The organism is Streptococcus equinus (assembly GCF_900104225.1).
Taxonomy (GTDB): domain Bacteria; phylum Bacillota; class Bacilli; order Lactobacillales; family Streptococcaceae; genus Streptococcus; species Streptococcus equinus_D.
This window is the reverse complement of record NZ_FNJK01000001.1, coordinates 268,614-286,464: the sequence shown is the minus strand read 5'-3', so window position 1 is coordinate 286,464 and position 17,851 is coordinate 268,614. Positions and strand designations below refer to the sequence as shown.

Annotated in this window: 19 protein-coding genes; 1 reads left to right on the top strand and 18 read right to left on the bottom strand. The window is 36.2% G+C overall.

The genetic code is table 11. The features are described from left to right. Positions 1-102 precede the first annotated feature (102 nt). Positions 103-1,602 carry an ATP-binding cassette domain-containing protein gene (locus BLP98_RS01370; protein WP_074481559.1) on the top strand — a complete coding sequence of 500 codons (1,500 nt, stop codon included), beginning with the start codon at positions 103-105 and terminating at the stop codon, positions 1,600-1,602. A 41-nt stretch (positions 1,603-1,643) separates the two neighbouring features. Here the strand turns inward: BLP98_RS01370 and BLP98_RS01365 are convergent, their stop codons facing one another. The 18 genes from BLP98_RS01365 to BLP98_RS01285 all read right to left on the bottom strand — a co-directional run bounded on the left by BLP98_RS01365 (position 1,644) and on the right by BLP98_RS01285 (position 17,851). Further along, positions 1,644-1,826: a hypothetical protein gene (locus tag BLP98_RS01365; RefSeq protein WP_014334954.1), complete on the bottom strand. Its 183-nt coding sequence runs from the start codon at positions 1,824-1,826 to the stop codon at positions 1,644-1,646. Positions 1,827-1,996: 170 nt separating this feature from the next. Beyond that, on the bottom strand, positions 1,997-3,310 hold the full coding sequence (gene obgE, locus BLP98_RS01360; RefSeq protein ID WP_074481558.1) for a GTPase ObgE: 1,314 nt from the start codon (positions 3,308-3,310) through the stop codon (positions 1,997-1,999). An 85-nt stretch (positions 3,311-3,395) separates the two neighbouring features. Continuing rightward, the gene (locus BLP98_RS01355) at positions 3,396-3,524 is read right to left on the bottom strand and encodes a DUF4044 domain-containing protein (RefSeq protein ID WP_003065505.1); all 129 of its coding nucleotides are present in this window, start codon (positions 3,522-3,524) and stop codon (positions 3,396-3,398) included. Positions 3,525-3,606: 82 nt separating this feature from the next. Further along, on the bottom strand, positions 3,607-4,335 hold the full coding sequence (locus BLP98_RS01350; protein ID WP_074481557.1) for a pseudouridine synthase: 729 nt from the start codon (positions 4,333-4,335) through the stop codon (positions 3,607-3,609). 104 nt (positions 4,336-4,439) lie between these two features. Beyond that, positions 4,440-6,086: a peptide ABC transporter substrate-binding protein gene (locus BLP98_RS01345; RefSeq protein WP_142349348.1), complete on the bottom strand. Its 1,647-nt coding sequence runs from the start codon at positions 6,084-6,086 to the stop codon at positions 4,440-4,442. A gap of 440 nt (positions 6,087-6,526) precedes the next feature. Beyond that, positions 6,527-8,173, bottom strand: coding sequence for a peptide ABC transporter substrate-binding protein (locus BLP98_RS01340; protein ID WP_074481555.1), 1,647 nt, complete (start codon positions 8,171-8,173; stop codon positions 6,527-6,529). A gap of 352 nt (positions 8,174-8,525) precedes the next feature. Next, positions 8,526-10,178 (bottom strand): SulP family inorganic anion transporter, encoded by a 1,653-nt coding sequence (locus BLP98_RS01335; RefSeq protein WP_074481554.1) that lies wholly within the window; start codon positions 10,176-10,178, stop codon positions 8,526-8,528. A 530-nt stretch (positions 10,179-10,708) separates the two neighbouring features. Beyond that, positions 10,709-11,185: a nucleoside deaminase gene (locus BLP98_RS01330; protein WP_074481553.1), complete on the bottom strand. Its 477-nt coding sequence runs from the start codon at positions 11,183-11,185 to the stop codon at positions 10,709-10,711. Positions 11,186-11,375: 190 nt separating this feature from the next. After that, on the bottom strand, positions 11,376-11,786 hold the full coding sequence (locus BLP98_RS01325; RefSeq protein WP_074481552.1) for a GNAT family N-acetyltransferase: 411 nt from the start codon (positions 11,784-11,786) through the stop codon (positions 11,376-11,378). Between the two features lie 51 nt (positions 11,787-11,837). Further along, positions 11,838-12,302 carry a GNAT family N-acetyltransferase gene (locus tag BLP98_RS01320; protein WP_074481551.1) on the bottom strand — a complete coding sequence of 155 codons (465 nt, stop codon included), beginning with the start codon at positions 12,300-12,302 and terminating at the stop codon, positions 11,838-11,840. 9 nt (positions 12,303-12,311) lie between these two features. Continuing rightward, positions 12,312-12,908, bottom strand: a complete 597-nt coding sequence (locus tag BLP98_RS01315; RefSeq protein ID WP_074481550.1) for a transglutaminase-like domain-containing protein — start codon at positions 12,906-12,908, stop codon at positions 12,312-12,314. A 12-nt stretch (positions 12,909-12,920) separates the two neighbouring features. Next, complete coding sequence (locus BLP98_RS09515) at positions 12,921-13,823, bottom strand: NAD-dependent epimerase/dehydratase family protein (protein ID WP_074481549.1); 903 nt, start codon at positions 13,821-13,823, stop codon at positions 12,921-12,923. A gap of 100 nt (positions 13,824-13,923) precedes the next feature. Next, complete coding sequence (locus BLP98_RS01305; protein ID WP_074481548.1) at positions 13,924-14,700, bottom strand: PrsW family glutamic-type intramembrane protease; 777 nt, start codon at positions 14,698-14,700, stop codon at positions 13,924-13,926. Between the two features lie 113 nt (positions 14,701-14,813). Then, complete coding sequence (locus BLP98_RS09430; RefSeq protein WP_200795908.1) at positions 14,814-14,990, bottom strand: glycine zipper domain-containing protein; 177 nt, start codon at positions 14,988-14,990, stop codon at positions 14,814-14,816. A 25-nt stretch (positions 14,991-15,015) separates the two neighbouring features. Beyond that, the gene (locus tag BLP98_RS01300) at positions 15,016-15,510 is read right to left on the bottom strand and encodes a GNAT family N-acetyltransferase (RefSeq protein WP_074481547.1); all 495 of its coding nucleotides are present in this window, start codon (positions 15,508-15,510) and stop codon (positions 15,016-15,018) included. 21 nt (positions 15,511-15,531) lie between these two features. Further along, entirely contained in the window at positions 15,532-16,287 is a 756-nt protein-coding gene (locus BLP98_RS01295; protein ID WP_074481546.1) for an N-acetyltransferase, read from the bottom strand. Positions 16,288-16,479: 192 nt separating this feature from the next. Next, a complete protein-coding gene (locus tag BLP98_RS01290) occupies positions 16,480-17,139 on the bottom strand; it encodes an ABC-2 family transporter permease (protein WP_074481545.1) in 660 nt (219 codons plus the stop codon). Next, entirely contained in the window at positions 17,117-17,851 is a 735-nt protein-coding gene (locus BLP98_RS01285; protein ID WP_074481544.1) for a lantibiotic immunity ABC transporter MutE/EpiE family permease subunit, read from the bottom strand. Before BLP98_RS01285 ends, BLP98_RS01290 begins: the two co-directional genes overlap by 23 nt.

Genomic DNA, 17,851 nt, shown 5'->3' with positions numbered 1-17,851 from the left:
TACTTATCCATCACACGTGTTGGGTATTTTTAGCGTTGACCATAATGAGATTCACACTTTACCTGCTATGGTAGAGTGTGTTTTTTTGAAAGGAAGGTTCATATGCTAAAAATAAACCAACTAACTATTAGCCATATCAAAGATTCAAAACCAATAATTGCTGATTTAAATCTCATCATAAAACCGGATGAAAAATTAGCAATTATTGGTGAGGAAGGAACTGGAAAATCCACTTTACTCCAGGCTATTGCTAATTCACAAACTCTTACTAACTATGCTACACTTCAAGGACAGATTGATAATCGTTTTAAAAAAATAGCCTATCTCCCACAGTCATTAGCTGAAAACGAAAAAAGGCAAACTATTTCTGATTTCCTATACAAGGATATCAATCCTTTTTTCAATTACAATGCATTTTATAAAACGGCTGCGCTCCTGCATCTAGACCTTTCTACGCTGGAGAAAAAGAATCAATCATTAATCAGTCTATCGGGTGGTGAGCGAATAAAACTTCAATTAGCCAAATTAACTGGTCAAGATCCTGATTTATTCTTATTGGATGAACCATCCAGCGACCTTGATATTGAAAGCCAAGATATCCTTAAACAATTTATTCAGAAAACTGATAAGACTGTGATTTTTATCTCTCACGATGAAGTGATGCTTAAAGACACTGCAACTGCCATTTTACACTTAGAGCTAATCAGACATCGGCAAATTCCTCGCGCATGCTATTTCCATGGAAATTATCATGATTATCTAGAACTGCGTCATAAAGCTTTTACAAAGCAATACGAAGAAGCCAAAAATGATCGGCGGTTAAAGCAAAAACGAGATGAAAAAATCCAACGCTTGTACCAAGCAGCGCAACACAACGTGCGACACACTCATGATAGCACTTTGGGAAGACTGGCTGCAAAAAAGATGAAAAACGTTCTATCCCTTGAAAAAAGATATCAAAAAGAGGATGAAACCATTACTGAGTTTCCTGAAAAAATGGATAGTATAACACTATTTTTCCATGATATTTCCCCGCTTAATTATAAAAAGCGGCTCTTATCATGGCATAATCACGTGCTATCTACCGGTCAGACTATTGATTTGGATATTTTGGGACAAGATAAGATTGTCATTACTGGTAAAAATGGTATTGGAAAAACTCAACTACTCAGAAAAATTTATCAAGAGCTTGACAAAAATGAGCAACTGTCAATCGGTTATATGCCGCAAGATTATGATAATATACTAAAAGGTGACATTTCTGCTGTCTCATTTTTAAGTGAAGTTACAACCGATAAAACGTCTAGAACTATTTTAGCAAGTCTCCAATTTACAAGAGATGAAATGGAGCATCGTGTTATTGAATTATCTGGCGGGCAAAAAGCTAAGCTATTTTTAGCGCATATGGTACTTGCTAAAAATCAAGTTATTATCCTTGATGAGCCAACTCGGCATTTTTCACCAACTAGTCAGCCAATCATCCGGCAATTACTAAGAGATTATCCCGGCTGCATTATTAGTGTTTCTCATGATCAAAATTTTATAAACTGTGTCGCAAAAATACACTACCAATTAACCAATCATTCTTTACGAAGATATTAAAAAAGCTCAGCCATATCGCTGAGCTCAAGTAGGAAAGCTAATTAAGACTCTTGGTCCTCTGCTTCTCCTGCTTTTTCTTTTGCCAATTTTTCACGTTCTAAGCGAAAACGTCGATTTGGATTAAGTGTATTGAAAAGTTCTTCTAGCTTTTCAGCATTCCAGACATCGGCTGCTGATACAAAATTACCATCTTTATCCCTAAAAGATATCGGTTTTTCACCCATAAGAACCTCCAGTTAATATATAAACTTATTTATAAATTAAAACCATTGAATTGCTATTTAAGACACGCCCTACGAGCTATGCAAAAAAGATAATTTTTTCCAGAGCTCATAGCTCCTCGTCAATAATTCCTATTTTTACTTTGCTCGCTTAACGGACTTTGTATCTTATATTAATCCACGAATTCAAATTCAAATTTACCGATACGAACGATGTCTCCATCTTTAGCACCGCGTTCACGAAGGGCTTCATCAACACCCATACCACGCAGTTGACGTGCAAATTTCATAACAGATTCATCACGTTCCATATTTGTCATGACAAAGAGTTTTTCAAGTTTTTCACCTGACAATACCCATGCAGCATCATCATCACGTGAAATTTCAAATGGACGTTCATCTGGATCAAATCCATAATAAACCTCTTCATCAATCATATCATCATCGCTGTAAAGCAAGAATTCATCGGTCTTATCAAGCAATTCCGCTGTTGCTTCCATAAGATTTTCTAATCCTTGGTGTGCCAAACTTGAAATTGGGAAAATCATTGGCATTTCTTCAAAATCATCGTAGTTAGCAGCCAATTTTTCCTTGAAGACTTTCAAGTTTTCTTCTGCTTCAGGCATATCCATCTTGTTAGCAACAATGATTTGTGGGCGTTCCATCAAACGAAGGTTGTAAGTTTCAAGCTCATTATTAATTGAAACGTAATCTTCATATGGATCGCGTCCTTCACTTGCTGACATGTCAATCACGTGAAGAATAACACGCGTACGTTCGATATGACGAAGGAATTGTGTTCCAAGACCAACACCTTGTGAAGCACCTTCAATCAAACCTGGAAGATCAGCCATGGCAAAGCTATCGCCTGATTTTGTACGAACCATACCTAAGTTAGGGACAATAGTTGTAAAGTGATAAGCTCCAATTTTTGGTTTAGCAGCAGTTACCACACTCAACAATGTTGACTTACCAACTGATGGGAAACCAACCAAACCAACATCTGCCAAGATTTTCAATTCTAACTGAAGTTCACGTTCTTCACCTGGTTCACCATTTTCTGCAATTTCAGGTGCAGGGTTACGTGGTGTCGCAAAGCGGATATTACCACGTCCACCACGTCCACCGTGCGCAACAACAAATTCTTGACCATTTTCAACAAGATCAGTGATTACTTTATTTGTCTCAGCATCGCGAACTGTTGTTCCTTGAGGGACACGGACAATAAGGTCTTCTGCACCACGTCCGTGCATTCCTTTTGTCATCCCTTTTTCACCAGATTTCGCTTTAAAAATACGGTTGTAACGGAAGTCCATCAAAGTACGAAGTCCTTCGTCAACTTTAAAGATGACTGAACCACCTTTACCTCCGTCACCTCCCCAAGGTCCGCCATTAGGGACGTATTTTTCACGACGGAAGGCAACCATGCCATCACCACCACGACCAGCTTTAACGCTGATTTTGGCAGTATCTAAAAACATACTCATTATTAATTCCTATTCTTTCATTATAGTAACTTTTACACTAAAAATTGATTTGCAAAAGCATAAAAAAACGCCTCATCAGCGTTCTTTAAATAATTGAACCAATAGCAGTCGCAATAAGACCACCTACAGTTACTAGAACCATTAAGATAACAACTACTAAAGTCAGTTTTTCAAACGCTGTTTTTTTACGTGGTCCGTTTTCACCAAATGCCACCTTAATACACCTCGCTCAATTGATTTTATTACTATTATCTTAACATGATTAGCCTAAATAATCAAATAAGTAGTGCAAGATTTTACAGTTCAACCTCAAATAACTCAAGACTGCTTAACTCATCAGAAGTCAATCGTCTCCACTTACCAAGCTCCAATTGCTCGTCTAATTGCAATGGTCCCATGCTTAGACGTTCTAAATCTGTCACTTCTTTGCCACAAGCTAAAACCATTCGTTTAACTTGATGGAATTTGCCTTCTTTAATCGTAATAGCCACTAAGCTTGTCTTGGCAGCTTCATCAATTTCTAAAATCTCTAGCTGCGCTGATTGACACGTGAAATCTTTCAGCTCAATTCCTTTGGCAAAACGCTCAACATCTTCTGCTGTCATCATTCCTGCGACTTTAGCACGGTAACGCTTATCGACGTGCTTCTTAGGTGATAGCATAGCATGCGCCAATTTACCATTATTAGTCAACAATAACAGTCCATGAGTGTCTATGTCTAAACGCCCAACAGGAAAGACTTCTTTATCCCAAGCTGTTTTATCCAACAAATCTAAAACCGTTTTGTGGTGATTATCTTCTGTTGCTGAAATCACACCTTTTGGTTTATTTAACATGTAATAGACATATTTTTCATAGGAAAGATTTTCACCTTGACAGACAATTTTGTCTATTTTCTCATCAATTTGAGTCTTAGGAGAGGTCTCGATTTTTCCATTGACAGAGACTTGTTTTTTCTTAAGAAGCTGTTTGACTTCTGTGCGTGAGCCTTGACCTGCTTCAACTAAAAATTTATCTAAACGCATATATTTCCTTTTACTAATATGATACTTTCATTGTACCATTTTTTAAGTCATAAAAAAACAAGGCTCGATAGGCTCGAACCTTGTCTCATCATCACTAGAATGATTTATTTTTTGTATGCGTGAGTGAAGTCAACTTGCAATCCTGTTGAGTTACGAACAAGACCTTTAAGGTCAGGATTTTGAAGTGACTTAGTGCTACGGAAGTAGATTGGGTTGTAAAGTGCGTTGTCATAAAGAGCTTTTTCAGCAGCTTTATAATCATCAGCAGCAGCTTTAGCGTCTAGAGCGTCTGTAGTGATGGCTTTTTGGTAAGCAGCATCGTAATCAGCATTTGAGAATTTACCGTAGTTGTATGATGAACCAGTAGTGAAGAGTCCGTAGAATGTAGATCCTTCTGGATAGTCACCACCCCAAAGAACAAGGGCTACATCGAAGTTTTGGTTCTTAGTATCTTCAAGACGTTGTTTGAAAGTAACGAATTTTTCTTCAACTTTCAAACCTGGAAGAGCTTCTTCCCAAGTTTGTTTGATGTAGTCAACAGCAGCTTTAGCAACTGGAGCGTCTGAGTCAGCAGTTACAGTCAATTTAACTGAATCTGTACCAAGTTCAGCAAGACCTTCTTTGAAGAGTTTTGTAGCTTCTTTCTTATCATAACTGTAACCTGGTGATACGTATTTAGCCAAGTCTGTTCCATCAGGGAGTTTTTCAAGACCTGTTGGTGCAAGGGCAGTTGCAGCTTTTGAACCAGTGTCGATGGCAGCTTTAACGATACCTGCACGGTCAGTTGCAAGGTTAAGTGCTTGACGAACTTTAAGGTTGTTCAAAGCAGTCACTGTACCAGTTTGGTTGTAAACCATGTAAGCTGTTGTTGCTTCTGGAACTGGAACAACGTCTTTACGGTTTTTATTAGCTTTAAATGTAGCTTCTGTATTTGAGATGTTTGCTGTATCAAGGTCACCATCTTTGTACATTTGAACAGCTGTATCTGGTTTCTTAATTGTTTGAACGTTTACTTTCTTAGTTTTAACGTCTTTAGCATCCCAATAGTATTTGTTTTTCACAAGTGTGAAGTTACCATTTGTACCGTTCCATTTTGAAACTGTGTATGGACCAGAGTACAATGATTTTTCAGAAGTTGTACCGTATTGGTCACCTGCTTTTTCAACAAATGCTTTGCTTTGTGGCATGAAGTTTGCAAATGATAGAAGACTCATAAATTGTGGAGAAGGGTTTGATAAAGTAAAGATAACTTTGTTGCCATCAGCTTTAACACCAAGTTGGTCAACACCTTTAGTACCTGCAATGACGTCTTCAGCATTCAAAACGTGGGCATCTGAAACAAGATATGAGTATTCAGAAGCTGTTTTTGGATCAGCAATACGTTGCCAGCTGTATACGAAATCTTCAGCTGTCAATTTGCTACCATCTGACCATTTAAGGTTATCACGAAGTGTAGCTGTGTATGTTAAACCATCTTCAGATACTTCAACTTTTTCAGCCAAATCAGGTTTCAAATCACCTTTTTCATCAACACGAAGAAGGTTACTTCCTGAGTTACCAATAGCAATTGATGAGTAAGTATCAGTTACTTTTGAAATATCAAGTGTGCTGATTTCAGTTGGTACGAACCAATTGATATCTTTGCTAGCAGATTTTGATGATGAATTATTTCCACCACATGCTGCTAGTGTAGCAGCAGACAACAATGTGACAGCCCCAAGACCGACACGTTTTAAAGTTTTGATCTCCATAATAGATCCTCCTACCATATAACTTTCTTTCAGTATGTTATGTATTATAACACAATATTGTCTAAAAATACAGAAAATTTGAAAATTAATTAAAATTTCAAAAAGATTGCTTTCGCTCATTTTTCACTTATTTTTCAATCATTTCATGTCAAATAAGCCAAAAAATATCAAAAATCCGCATAGAATCAACCAAAATCGACTATTTTATGTACTGAAAGATTTTCATTTTTCAAAAACATTAAAGGTTTTATATTTCCAACTATCCCTTCTTTTTCCAATAATCAATGTCTATAAAAGCTGACATCAAAAATGAATATTTTATCTTTTTTTGTATAAATAATATCTGTTATTACCGTTTGATGTAAGCTTTAGAAATATTTATACAAAAACAAGGTCGACTAAGAGTCAACCTTGTTTTGTTTTTTTAGAGAGGTTATTAATTATTTGTGAGCGTAAGTGAAATCGACAGTTAAACCAGTTGAGTTACGAACAAGTCCTTTGATATCTGGATTTTGAAGCCATTTAGTACTACGGAAGTAAATTGGATTGTAGTGTGCTCCATCGTAAAGAGCTTTTTCAGCTGCTTTATAGTCTTCAGCAGCCGCATCAGTATCCAAAGCATCAGTTGTTAAAGCCTTGTTATAAGCTGCGTCAAATTCAGGGCTTGACACTTTACCATAGTTGTATGCTGAATTAGATGAGAACAAACCATAGAATGTTGAACCTTCTGGATAGTCACCACCCCATGCTACAAGAGCAACTTCAAAGTTTTGGTTCTTAGTATCTTCAAGACGTTGTTTGAAGGTAACAAATTTTTCTTCAATCTTCAATCCTGGAAGAGCTTCTTCCCAACTTTGTTTGATGTAGTCAACAGCTGCTTTAGTTACGGCATCATCAGAGTCAGCGGTAACAGTCAATTTAACTGAGTTTGTTCCAAGTTCTGACAACCCTTCTTTGAATAATTTAGCGGCAGCTTTTTCATCATACTTGTAACCTGGTTCAACGTATTTTGAAAGATCTGTTCCATCAGTTAATTTAGCAAGACCTGGTGTAGGAAGTGCTGTGGCTGGTTTTGAACCTGTATCAATAGCTGCTTCAACAATACCTTTACGGTCTGTTGCTAGGTTAAGAGCTTGACGGATTTTTTCATTGGCAAGAGGGGCAACTGAACCAGTTTCGTTGTAAACGATATAAGACATACGTGCTTCTGGAACTGCCACTGCATCTTTATTAGTTTTATTAGCTTTGTAGATAGATGATGTTGCAGAAATATTAGCTGTGTCTAGCTCACCATTTTTGTACATTTGAACAGCTGTATCAGCTTTTTTGATAGCTTGAAGGTTAACTTTTTTAGTTTTGACATGTTTAGCATCCCAATAGTATTTATTTTTAACTAAAGTGAAGCTACCATCGCTACCGTTCCAACCTTTAATTGTATATGGGCCTGAGTATAGTTGATTTTTTGAAGTTGTTGCGTATTTATCGCCTTCTTTTTCAACAAATGCTTTTTTCTGTGGCATGAAGTTAGAAAAAGCAAGGTAATATTTGAATTGAGGACATGGACTTGTCAATGTGAAAGTCACTTTATTACCATCAGCTTTTACACCAAGTTGGTTAAGGTCAGTGATTTCACCAGAATTAATTTTGTCAGCATTTTCCAAGTGAGATTCAACAGCTAGATAAGAATATTCTGATGCTGTTTTTGGATCAACCATTCGTTGCCAAGTATAAACAAAATCATCTGCTGTCAATGCACTTCCGTCAGACCATTTAAGACCATCACGCAAAGTTGCTGTGTAAGTCAATCCATCCTCAGATACTTCAACGCTTTTAGCCAAGTCAGGTTTGGGATTACCATTTTTATCAACACGAAGAAGGTTACTTGATGAATTCCCAATAGCTAACGCTGAATATTGGTCAGTATTTTTTGAAATATCAAGCGACAAGATTTCAGTTGGTGTGTACCAATTGATTTCATCTTTGTTGGCAGCAGATTTATTGCCACCACCACATGCTGCTAATAGAGCGACTGAAGCCAAACTAACCGCTCCCAGACCAACACGTTTCCAAGTTGATTTGTTTTCCATAAAAAATTCCTCCTACCATAAACTTTCTTTCGGTATGTCTGGTATTATAACACACTATTATCTAAAAATACAGAAAATTTTAAAATTAATAAATATTTCAAAAAGTTCATTTATGATAATCATATGTCATTTATGGCTGTAAAATGGTGAAAATCATTGAAAAATCAAGCTTTCAACCCTTTTTTATGGCATTTTTAGCTAGTCTAACGTCACTAGTCTTTTCATTTTTGCCAAAAATTAAAAAAACTTATCACTACTTCTTATCTCTTTTGGGTCTAAAATTAGTTAGAAAAGCTGACATTATAAAAAATCCCACAGATTTTCTGCAGGATTTATTTATCTATAACCACTATTATGCAAGACTTGCTGCACGTTTAAGTGAGGCATCAATATTTTCACAAAGATTTTCTTGACCAACTTTTTCGATAAAGCCAGCTTTTTCCATCACACGATATGGTTGTTTATTAACATGAGAAAGAATCAATGTCATACCACGTTTTTGGCAGATTTCAAGTGTTTCTTCAAGTGCTTCAAGTCCTGAAATATCCATTGCAGGAACATTACGCATACGAAGAATCAAGACATTTTTTCCTTCTTCGTGGGTAAAGTTAAGGAAGTCATTAGCGGCACCAAAGAATAATGATCCGAAGATTTCGTAAACAACTGTGTTATTTGGAACATGTTTCAAATCAGTATTCTCAGAAAGTTCAGCATCATCAAGACTATCTTTATCAACCCATTGACGAACTGCTGCAACGTCTGACATGCGTTTAAGGAATAAGAAGGCAGCCAAAACCATACCAAATTCGATAGCTACTACAAGGTCAAAGAAGACTGTCAATACAAGTGTAATAACCAAAACAGCGATATCACTCTTAGGTGCTTTTTTAAGCATGTGTACAAATGTACGCCATCCACTCATATTGTATGCAACCATAATCAAGATTGATGCTAAACAGCTCATTGGAATAAGTGAAGCATATGGCATCAAGAACAATAGGATTAAAAGAAGAGTTACTGCATGTGTCATACCAGCAATCGGTGTACGTCCACCATTTTTAACATTGGCTGCTGTACGAGCAATAGCTCCAGTTGCAGGAATACCACCAAATAAGGCAGACATCATATTACCAACACCTTGTCCGACCAATTCAGCATTTGAACGATGGTGGCTACCAATCATACCATCAGAAACCACACATGAAAGAAGTGATTCAATTGAGGCAAGGATAGCAATGGTGAAGGCTGGTGAAATCATTTGACGAACTAAACCAAACGAAAGGCTTGGCATTGTGAATGAAGGCAAACCAGCTTTGATTGTGTACAAGTCACCAATTGTTTTAACAGACATGTGACCAAATCCAACAAGTGCTGTTGTCACAATAATAGCAACGAGAGAACCAGGGATTTTTTGAGAAACACGTGGCCAGAAGATTTGGATTAACAAAGCAATCATACCAATCAATAGTGTTGGCCAGTTAATTGTATTTAAATGTTGAGCGTAGGCTACCATTTTTTCAACGAATTCAGCTGGAACGGCACCCATATCAAGTCCTAAGAAATCTTTGATTTGTCCAACAAAGATTCCGACAGCAATCCCTAATGTGAACCCAACTGTGATTGTTTTAGGAATGAATTTAATCAAATCTCCAAAACGAAGAAGTCCCATCACAATCATCATAATACCAGCTAAGAATGTTGCAATGGTAAGACCTGCCATACCATATTGTGCAATAATACCGTAGATGATGACTACGAATGCTGCAGTCGGTCCACCGATTTGAACACGACTACCACCTAAAAATGAAATAAAAAAACCTGCGACAACTGCAGTATAAAGACCTTGTTCTGGATTAACACCTGATGCAATCGCTAAGGCAATTGACAATGGTAGGGCAATGATTGCCACAATAATCCCCGCAACAAGGTCTTTTGCAAACTGTGCACCCGAATAATTTTTAAGAGTACTGAACAGTTTTGGCTTAATATACTTAAAAGCGTCCATCTTTTCCTCCTACTTTTATTTGTTCTCAGACGCTTACGAGAACTCACATTACCATTTTATCACACCAAAAGTGAGAATTCTAGGTATATCAAGGGAAAAACTAGCTTTATTTACTAGTTTTTAGCTCCGCTAGTTTACAGATTTTGGATTTTGAATCAAAAATCATTCTGATTTAAAATTGTAAGCGCTGTACGCTGTTTTAGCCGCGTTTTTTGAAAATCCACAAAAATTCAAAAGTAAATTTTCAGATTATTTTCAACCTTCAGGTGAATGATTGGATTTTTAAAATGTTTTTGATAACATTTCAAGTATTTCTTACCCATTTTTTCAGCATAAAAAATGTGAACCTCCGTCTGAGCGGAACCAATACAGTTGCTAATAGCGTTACCAAATCAGAATAACACTGGCAAAATAATGATTTTTTTACTAACCAATCCTGTCATAGAAATACCTCAATCATCATATCATTTTATCGATGAAAAAACTGTAGCATATCCTGCTACAGCTAAAAATCTCTTGAACCACTCAAATCAATAAAGATCATGATTTATTTTTTGATAATCGTCAAATAGTTTTAAACAATCTTCATGACATATTTGGTTTAAATAATTTTTAGGAAGATGTGACAAGCTATTAACAATGTCATCTAATTTTTCATTGCGAAAACCAATTTTTGCAATATCATCATTTGAGCAGCCATAATAGATTTTATCAATGTTTGCCCAAAGACATGCTGCTAAACTCAGCAAACTTGGCTCACCAGTTGATACCAGAATACATCCAGATAAATCAAAATTATTCAACTTTTGACTAGCTTCACGAATAGATAGTAATTCTCCATGTGCTGTTGGGTCATTCTTTCCAATAACCATATTGTGACCACGGCCGATAATCTCACCGTCTTTCACAACAACTGAACCAAAAGGACCGCCATCTCCCTTATGAATTCCATCATAAGCTTCTTCAATAGCCTTTTGCATATAAATTTCTAATGTTTCATTTGGCATCAAAAACACCCCTTCCTATCAGACACTTTCAGTATATCACAGGAAGTCAGTAAGCGCTATCAAAAAAATGACGTTTATTTCTAAAATAAGTATTCTTAACTTTTGATAACTGCGACAAACTTTCAGCGACTTTCTCTTGTTAATTTAACAAGATATTCAGTTATTCCTTCTCACTCATTAATATTAAAAACTAAGTCCATAGCGATGTAATAAAAAGCGGTGAGCAATTTTCACTTTTAACAAAGCCACAATTCTCATAAAAGTCAATTTCCTTATTATAGCCAATCACAGCAATTCGCATGAAAGACTTGTATTTTTCTTTTACCATCTGAATCAGTTTTCTTCCGATAGTATGCCCTTGATAGTCAGGATCAACGAGCAAATAATGAATATAGGCATTCATGACCCCATCATCCATGACACAAATCATCCCTATTAATTTATCCCCATCCCAAGCCGAATAAACGGTTTTAAAATTCTGCATAGCAAGGACTAATTTTTCAGGAAAATGACCAGATGACCATTCCACTGACAGAAACAAACGTTCTAAATCACTACATTTAAAATTTTGAATAGATTTATAATCAATATCTGCCGCCATTTGATATCCTCATTTCTTTATTCAGCAGTGTCTATGATAACACCACGCGCCTTATTCTTTATTATGATATTGCATTTCATCACTCATTTGACAAAAGCCATAATGGTCATAAAGTTTTCTTCCCATATGAGTCGCTTCAAGCGTGATGAAGTCAATGCCACGTTCTCTTGAATCAGCAATCAACAAATCTAATAAACTGCTCGCAATCCCGCGTCTACGATATTCTGGAGCCACATACATGTTCATGATATAAGCCTTTTTTCCTGACGGATTATGATAAGTTGGCATAACTTGATAATAAGAAATTGCCCCTGTTGCAACAACTTTGTCGGCATCATAAACCAAAAACGCCGTGTGATTGCCATTTGACAGAGCTTCTTGATAATACTCCTTTGAACTTTTAGCCAAATGACTTAAATCCACGGAAGGCTCTAATAGATTTGCCGCCCGTAACACTTCAAGCCGTGTTGACACCAAGGTATCTATATCAGAAATATTAGCCTTTTTAAATAGCATATCGCTCCTTTACTTCACTTCGCAAGTTAATCTATCGGGTAAATGATGCAGGTACATATCAATAGCATCTGTACTCTTTTCTAGTACCGTCATCAAGCCTTGATCTGGTTTTGCATGATTATCGTGATAATCTACTTCACCTTCCGCATCTGGATAAAAAGCTAATCGTTCCTCATCTAGCGAAAACTCTGCTTGAACATTCTTTTTATTTCCTCTGGCATCTAGGCGTACCCATTTTCCTAAAGAATCAAGATAAACAGTATTAAGAGCATGAATACAATAACCTGTGTCAGGTGTAGAACCAAGTATCAATCGTTGATAGGAAAAGCCAGAAGGAATGCCATTTGCTCTAAAAAGTGCGGCTAAAAGATTTGATTTTGCCCAACAAATTCCGACACCTTCTATAAGACAGTCACTAGCTGAAACTGTTACGCGATGATCTTTCACATCCCAAGAATGTGAAATTTTATCTCGCACAAAATGGAAGGTGTTTTTGACTAAATCTATTTCATCGTTACTCTCGTTTTTTAATTGGTGAGCAAGTTTTTGAATTTCAGGATGAAGATAATCAACATAGTCACTTTCTTCTAAAAATTCTTGATTCATAAACGCCCTCCCTTACTTTAAATGCGCATTGATGTAATCAAAAAATGGTTTCTTTTTCACATCGAAAATGTGATTTTCATACCATATATAAGATTCTTTTAGACCGATTTCTAAAGGAGTCAAATCAGGAAGTAACTTTCTTTGCTTTTCAACATCTAAAAAGTACTCATAATCATAGAAGCTAAAATAATTTCGTTGGTTCACATCATCAAATACTTCGATGAATTCTGGAATTTTATTGCTACAAGCATAGCAAAGTTTCACCCACTGACGAACAGTTATTGCTTGGTAATTGCCAACATTATAGAGATGCTCTTTTGGCTGCTTTTCAAAAATCCTTTCTACCATACGGCACAAATCCTTAATATAGAAAAATTGTAACTTTAATTCTCCTTGACGTGGAAGGTAAAAAGGTAAATCATCCTTTACACAATCAAAAACAAAAGCTTCGCGATAGACATTATTCATCGGTCCGTATAAGTAAGGAGGTCGTAATATATAAGCCTCTGGTACCAACTCTTGCAACCGCTTTTCAGCAGCAATTTTATCGAGGCCGTATTGTCCCCAGAACTTATTCTCACCGACTTGGGAAGTTTCTAAAAATGGTTGTGGGCCATTTTCTGGATAGACAGAACTTGAACTAATCATGATGTAAGTTCCAAATGAATCAAGTGCTTCCACAAGACAAGTAATGTCATCAGCCTTGTAGGCTGTTACATCCAAAACAAGGTCAAAATGTAAACCCTTCAGTCGATTTTCCAAGTTGTGTCGATCAGCTTGAATCAAAGTCACGCCTTCAACTTGCGTCTTGGTATTTCGATTAAGCACATAGACATCATAGCCTTGTTTAAGAAAGTAAGCTGCCGCATACTTGCTCACAAAAACTGTTCCACCTGTTACAAGTACTGTTTTCATCCAAAAACCTCCTTTGTAATTATCAGAATATTATGATATCTGAATTCTATCATAAAAAAACTGTCGTTACAACGAACAACAGTTTTTCAGCTATTCCCTATCAGATTTTAGACTTTTTTGTGCCAGTTTCTGATAAAAATGTCATCTGGCAATACTTTTCAGTATCCTTTTTAAATTCTGATAATACCTCAATTTGTAAAACAAAGAGAGCAATCGTTGCTGCTATGGCGAGCAAAAACCCTAAAAATAGGATAGCAAAATCATCTTCATTATTGATAAAAGGATTATCAACTAAAGCATCAAAACCAGCATGCAAAAAGAAAGGTGTCAAAATTGCCTTGATATATTCTGCATCGCCACTTTCTAATTCTGAAGCCTTTTGATACCTTGCTAAACCAATATGCTTTGCCATAATCATTCCAAAAATCATATGAGCTGCAACCGTAAACAAGCGACCTAAAGTAGTTATGTCCTGATCAAATCCATAACAAAATTCTTCAAATAAGGTAAAACCAAAACCAACCGCTGCCCCAATCAATACATACTCATAGACATTCTTTATTTTTTCTCGGAACATCCAAAAAGCAAGTAGCATCATCGCTAATTTTGCCGCTTCTTCGGGAAAAGCAGCCGCAAAAATAGCTGAGCATATATCATTGAAAAGTGGTGTAAAGTGAACCGATAACATCCGAGCTATCGCAGAAAAGATATCAAGCCAATAAATAAGTAATACATAAATAACTACTGATGCAAGTCCTAAGAAAACTGGAAAAATTGCTTGTCTTCTCTCAATAGGCTGAGGAATTTCTCTTTGAACCATTCTTTTATATAAAATCCCTAACACTATGAATGTCATAGTCGTTTGTACAATTACCATAAATCTCTCCCAAAGGCTAATACTTTCTTAAAAATCACTTGAGCACATTATAACACTTTCTGAAACAAAAAACTGCCGTTAGCTAAACGACAGCTCTTATTTAAATACTATTACTATTGTATTTCATCATTATCATCATCGCCATCTTTCACAAGAAGAAGTCCAATGATGAGACCAATGGAAATACCTAACGACACCCATAAGCCAATACTATGCGTCAAAATCCCGATTCCTGCCCCCAATAATACTCCAAGGCTGATTCCCATTGCAATTCCGTTTTCTTTATTCATAATCTTCTCCTCCTAAATAGTGAAACTATAGGCGTTTTTCAAATCGAAACATTTCTGAAGCTTCATCATCATTTGGATCTTTGTGGTGACTGTTAAAGAATTCAACAATCTTAAAACCACAACGATTGACATAAAAATGGATATTACGCTTTTCAAAATACGGTGTCACAGTTTCCCAAACTTTCACTTGGGGAAACATTTTTTCAATCTGACACCAGGCAGCGTAGCCGATTCCTTTGCTATGACACTTAGGAGAAATAAAGAGCAAATCTAAATCTCCCCTATCTCCATCAACACGCACCACAAGACCACCGACAATCTTTCCATTATCAAAAATACGGTAGGCTTGTCCGCTATCAATTGATTCTTCAATCGTTTCTCTGGAAATAATTTGTTCCTCTTCTTCAAAATGGTCATCACGCTGGCCGAATTCCTCTAAGGCCCCATAATTGAAAGCTTCTTGATTATCTTTAATAAATTGTTCACGGTCACTTGAAACAAGTGGTTTTAACTCAATCATACATACCTCTTCATCGAAAAATTATCCTTCAACCTTCGAGACGAGTTTTAAAAACTTCTTGGCATTCATCTGCTCATTTGTCACATAATCTCCGTTATAAAAAAGAGCATAGGTCGTTATTGGGGTTGGCACTGATTGTGCTGTTTTTTTATCCGTAATCTGAATAGCTTCAAAAGGAATTCCTTCTTGCTGAGCTGTTTCTGCAAGGATTGGAACATACTTGGCATTAAAAGGACATTGACTGGTGTAATACAAAATGTAACCTGATTTATCGATATGAGGATGTTTGGCACAAGCTTTGAATTTTGGACATTTGTCATCATCAGAAAATGGCAAATACCAAAGTTGAATACCATTGTCAGCTTCATCAGCCACCTTAAATCCCTTGTAAGTTAAATACTTAGGGTCTGCCAGAAATGGTTTCTTCTTAGCCGCTGCTAGAATGCACAGACCTTTCTTTCCTTTAGCCTTACTATCAGTAATACAAGCTTCTAATAAATCCGTCGAATACCCATGTCCCTTAAATGCTCCTGATACCCACAAGCAATCAATGTACATATAATCATCTGCTTCAATGGGATTCCAAGCATTTTCAGCAGGAAGATACTCGATAAAACACTTACCACGTTCAACACTTTTTAGAAAAACTAATCCATCATCAAAGCGCTCCGACAGCCAGGCTTTTTTAGATGATACCTGAACATCTTTGTTGTTAGAGATGGCACAACAAATATGCTCTTTTTCCAAATTTTCCTTTGTCACTTGGATGTATTCCATAACCGATACCTCCGCATCCTATAAGAAAACGTTATCACTCTTTGCTTTCATTGTAGCAAAATCAAGGTATTCTGACAAAAGAAAACCAGATAAAAAAGACATTATCTGGTTGGTTTAATTATTCAATATAATAAGCAAAGCGATAGCTATTATTAATTTCAACAGCAACTACTGCCTGTTCTGATTTTCCTTCTACAGAGTAAACTTCATCCTACTAACCATTACCAAGTTTACAAGGTAAAATAGAATGATATCAGCCACTAAGGCTAGCAAACTTGTCGCTGAATAAGTAAAAATCAGGTTAACAGGAAGTGCAATTGGCATCCAGAGAACGTTAAGAAAAGCTTTATTTGTCGCAAAGATAATAAATAAACATTCTACAAAGGATAAGAGTAAATTCCCCCCTTTTCCTAAAAAAAGGCTCAAAAACATGTGAAAATGATTCAACATTATCAACAATAGCCAAACAACAAGTCCAATGTAAAGAAAATGAGTGAGTTCATTGACCTCAGCTCCGACTCCCAGCCAAAGTATAACTGTAGGAATAAGCAGTATCACATCAGTCGCCAAAAGCTTCATTGACCAAATTCTCAGTTTATGCTTTTCACTTCTGATGTTCTGAAAATGATTAGCATCCATCTCTTGCTCATGTAACAAAATTGATACGATACTCATCACGATACAATAACCTAACATGTATAAGAAAACAATGTTTTGTAAGATAGTCGGATTATTAACAATCAAGACATAAGGCAGAATGGTGACTAATTGCAAGAATGACAAGATTAGAATCAAGTAAAAAGCATAGGAATTTTTCCATTTTACCAACTCACTTTTTAGATAATTCATCATTATTCAGCCTCCATTTCAGTAAAAATACGCACAGCAAGCACATCAAAAGGGATAGTACCAGTGCTGTAATAATCAGTTGAATATCCATTACACCAGCAACGTCTAAATCTCCCGATGGTTTTAACTGCATCATGCCATAAGCAATTTTATAGTGATAAGCATAAGGAAAAATATACCAAAAAGATGTCTGAGCTAAAAATGGTGCCACCAGCAGGCACACCAAAGCATTTACTGCCAATAAAAGATAGGGACTCAACCATCGTGATAAAAAATATAAGAAAGGTAAATTCCAAATAGAGGCTAACATAATCAAAAGCAAACAAAGGAAATCTCTACTCATATCTACAGACATTACTCCTGAAAATAACAGTGATACAAGATAAAATATCACCGTAAAGATTACTGTTGCTACAAAAATATCTTTCACCTTTAATAGCATCTTAGCTAGATAAATGTTAAAAGTCTCTTTTCCTAGATGAATATTTTGAAAGTGACCTGCTTTTTCTTCGGCTTTATAGTCATAGAGAAATAACAAACCAATCAAAGTGTACAAAAAGATTGATTCCCACCAGTACACTGAAAAACTCTCTAAAAGGCTATAACCTGAAAGCAATACTGCGATAAAAATCGTTAAAAATGGAACAAAGAATAATAATTTCTTATCTGAGCTCGACTTTTGTTTCAACCATTCTGACTTCAATATCTTTTTCAT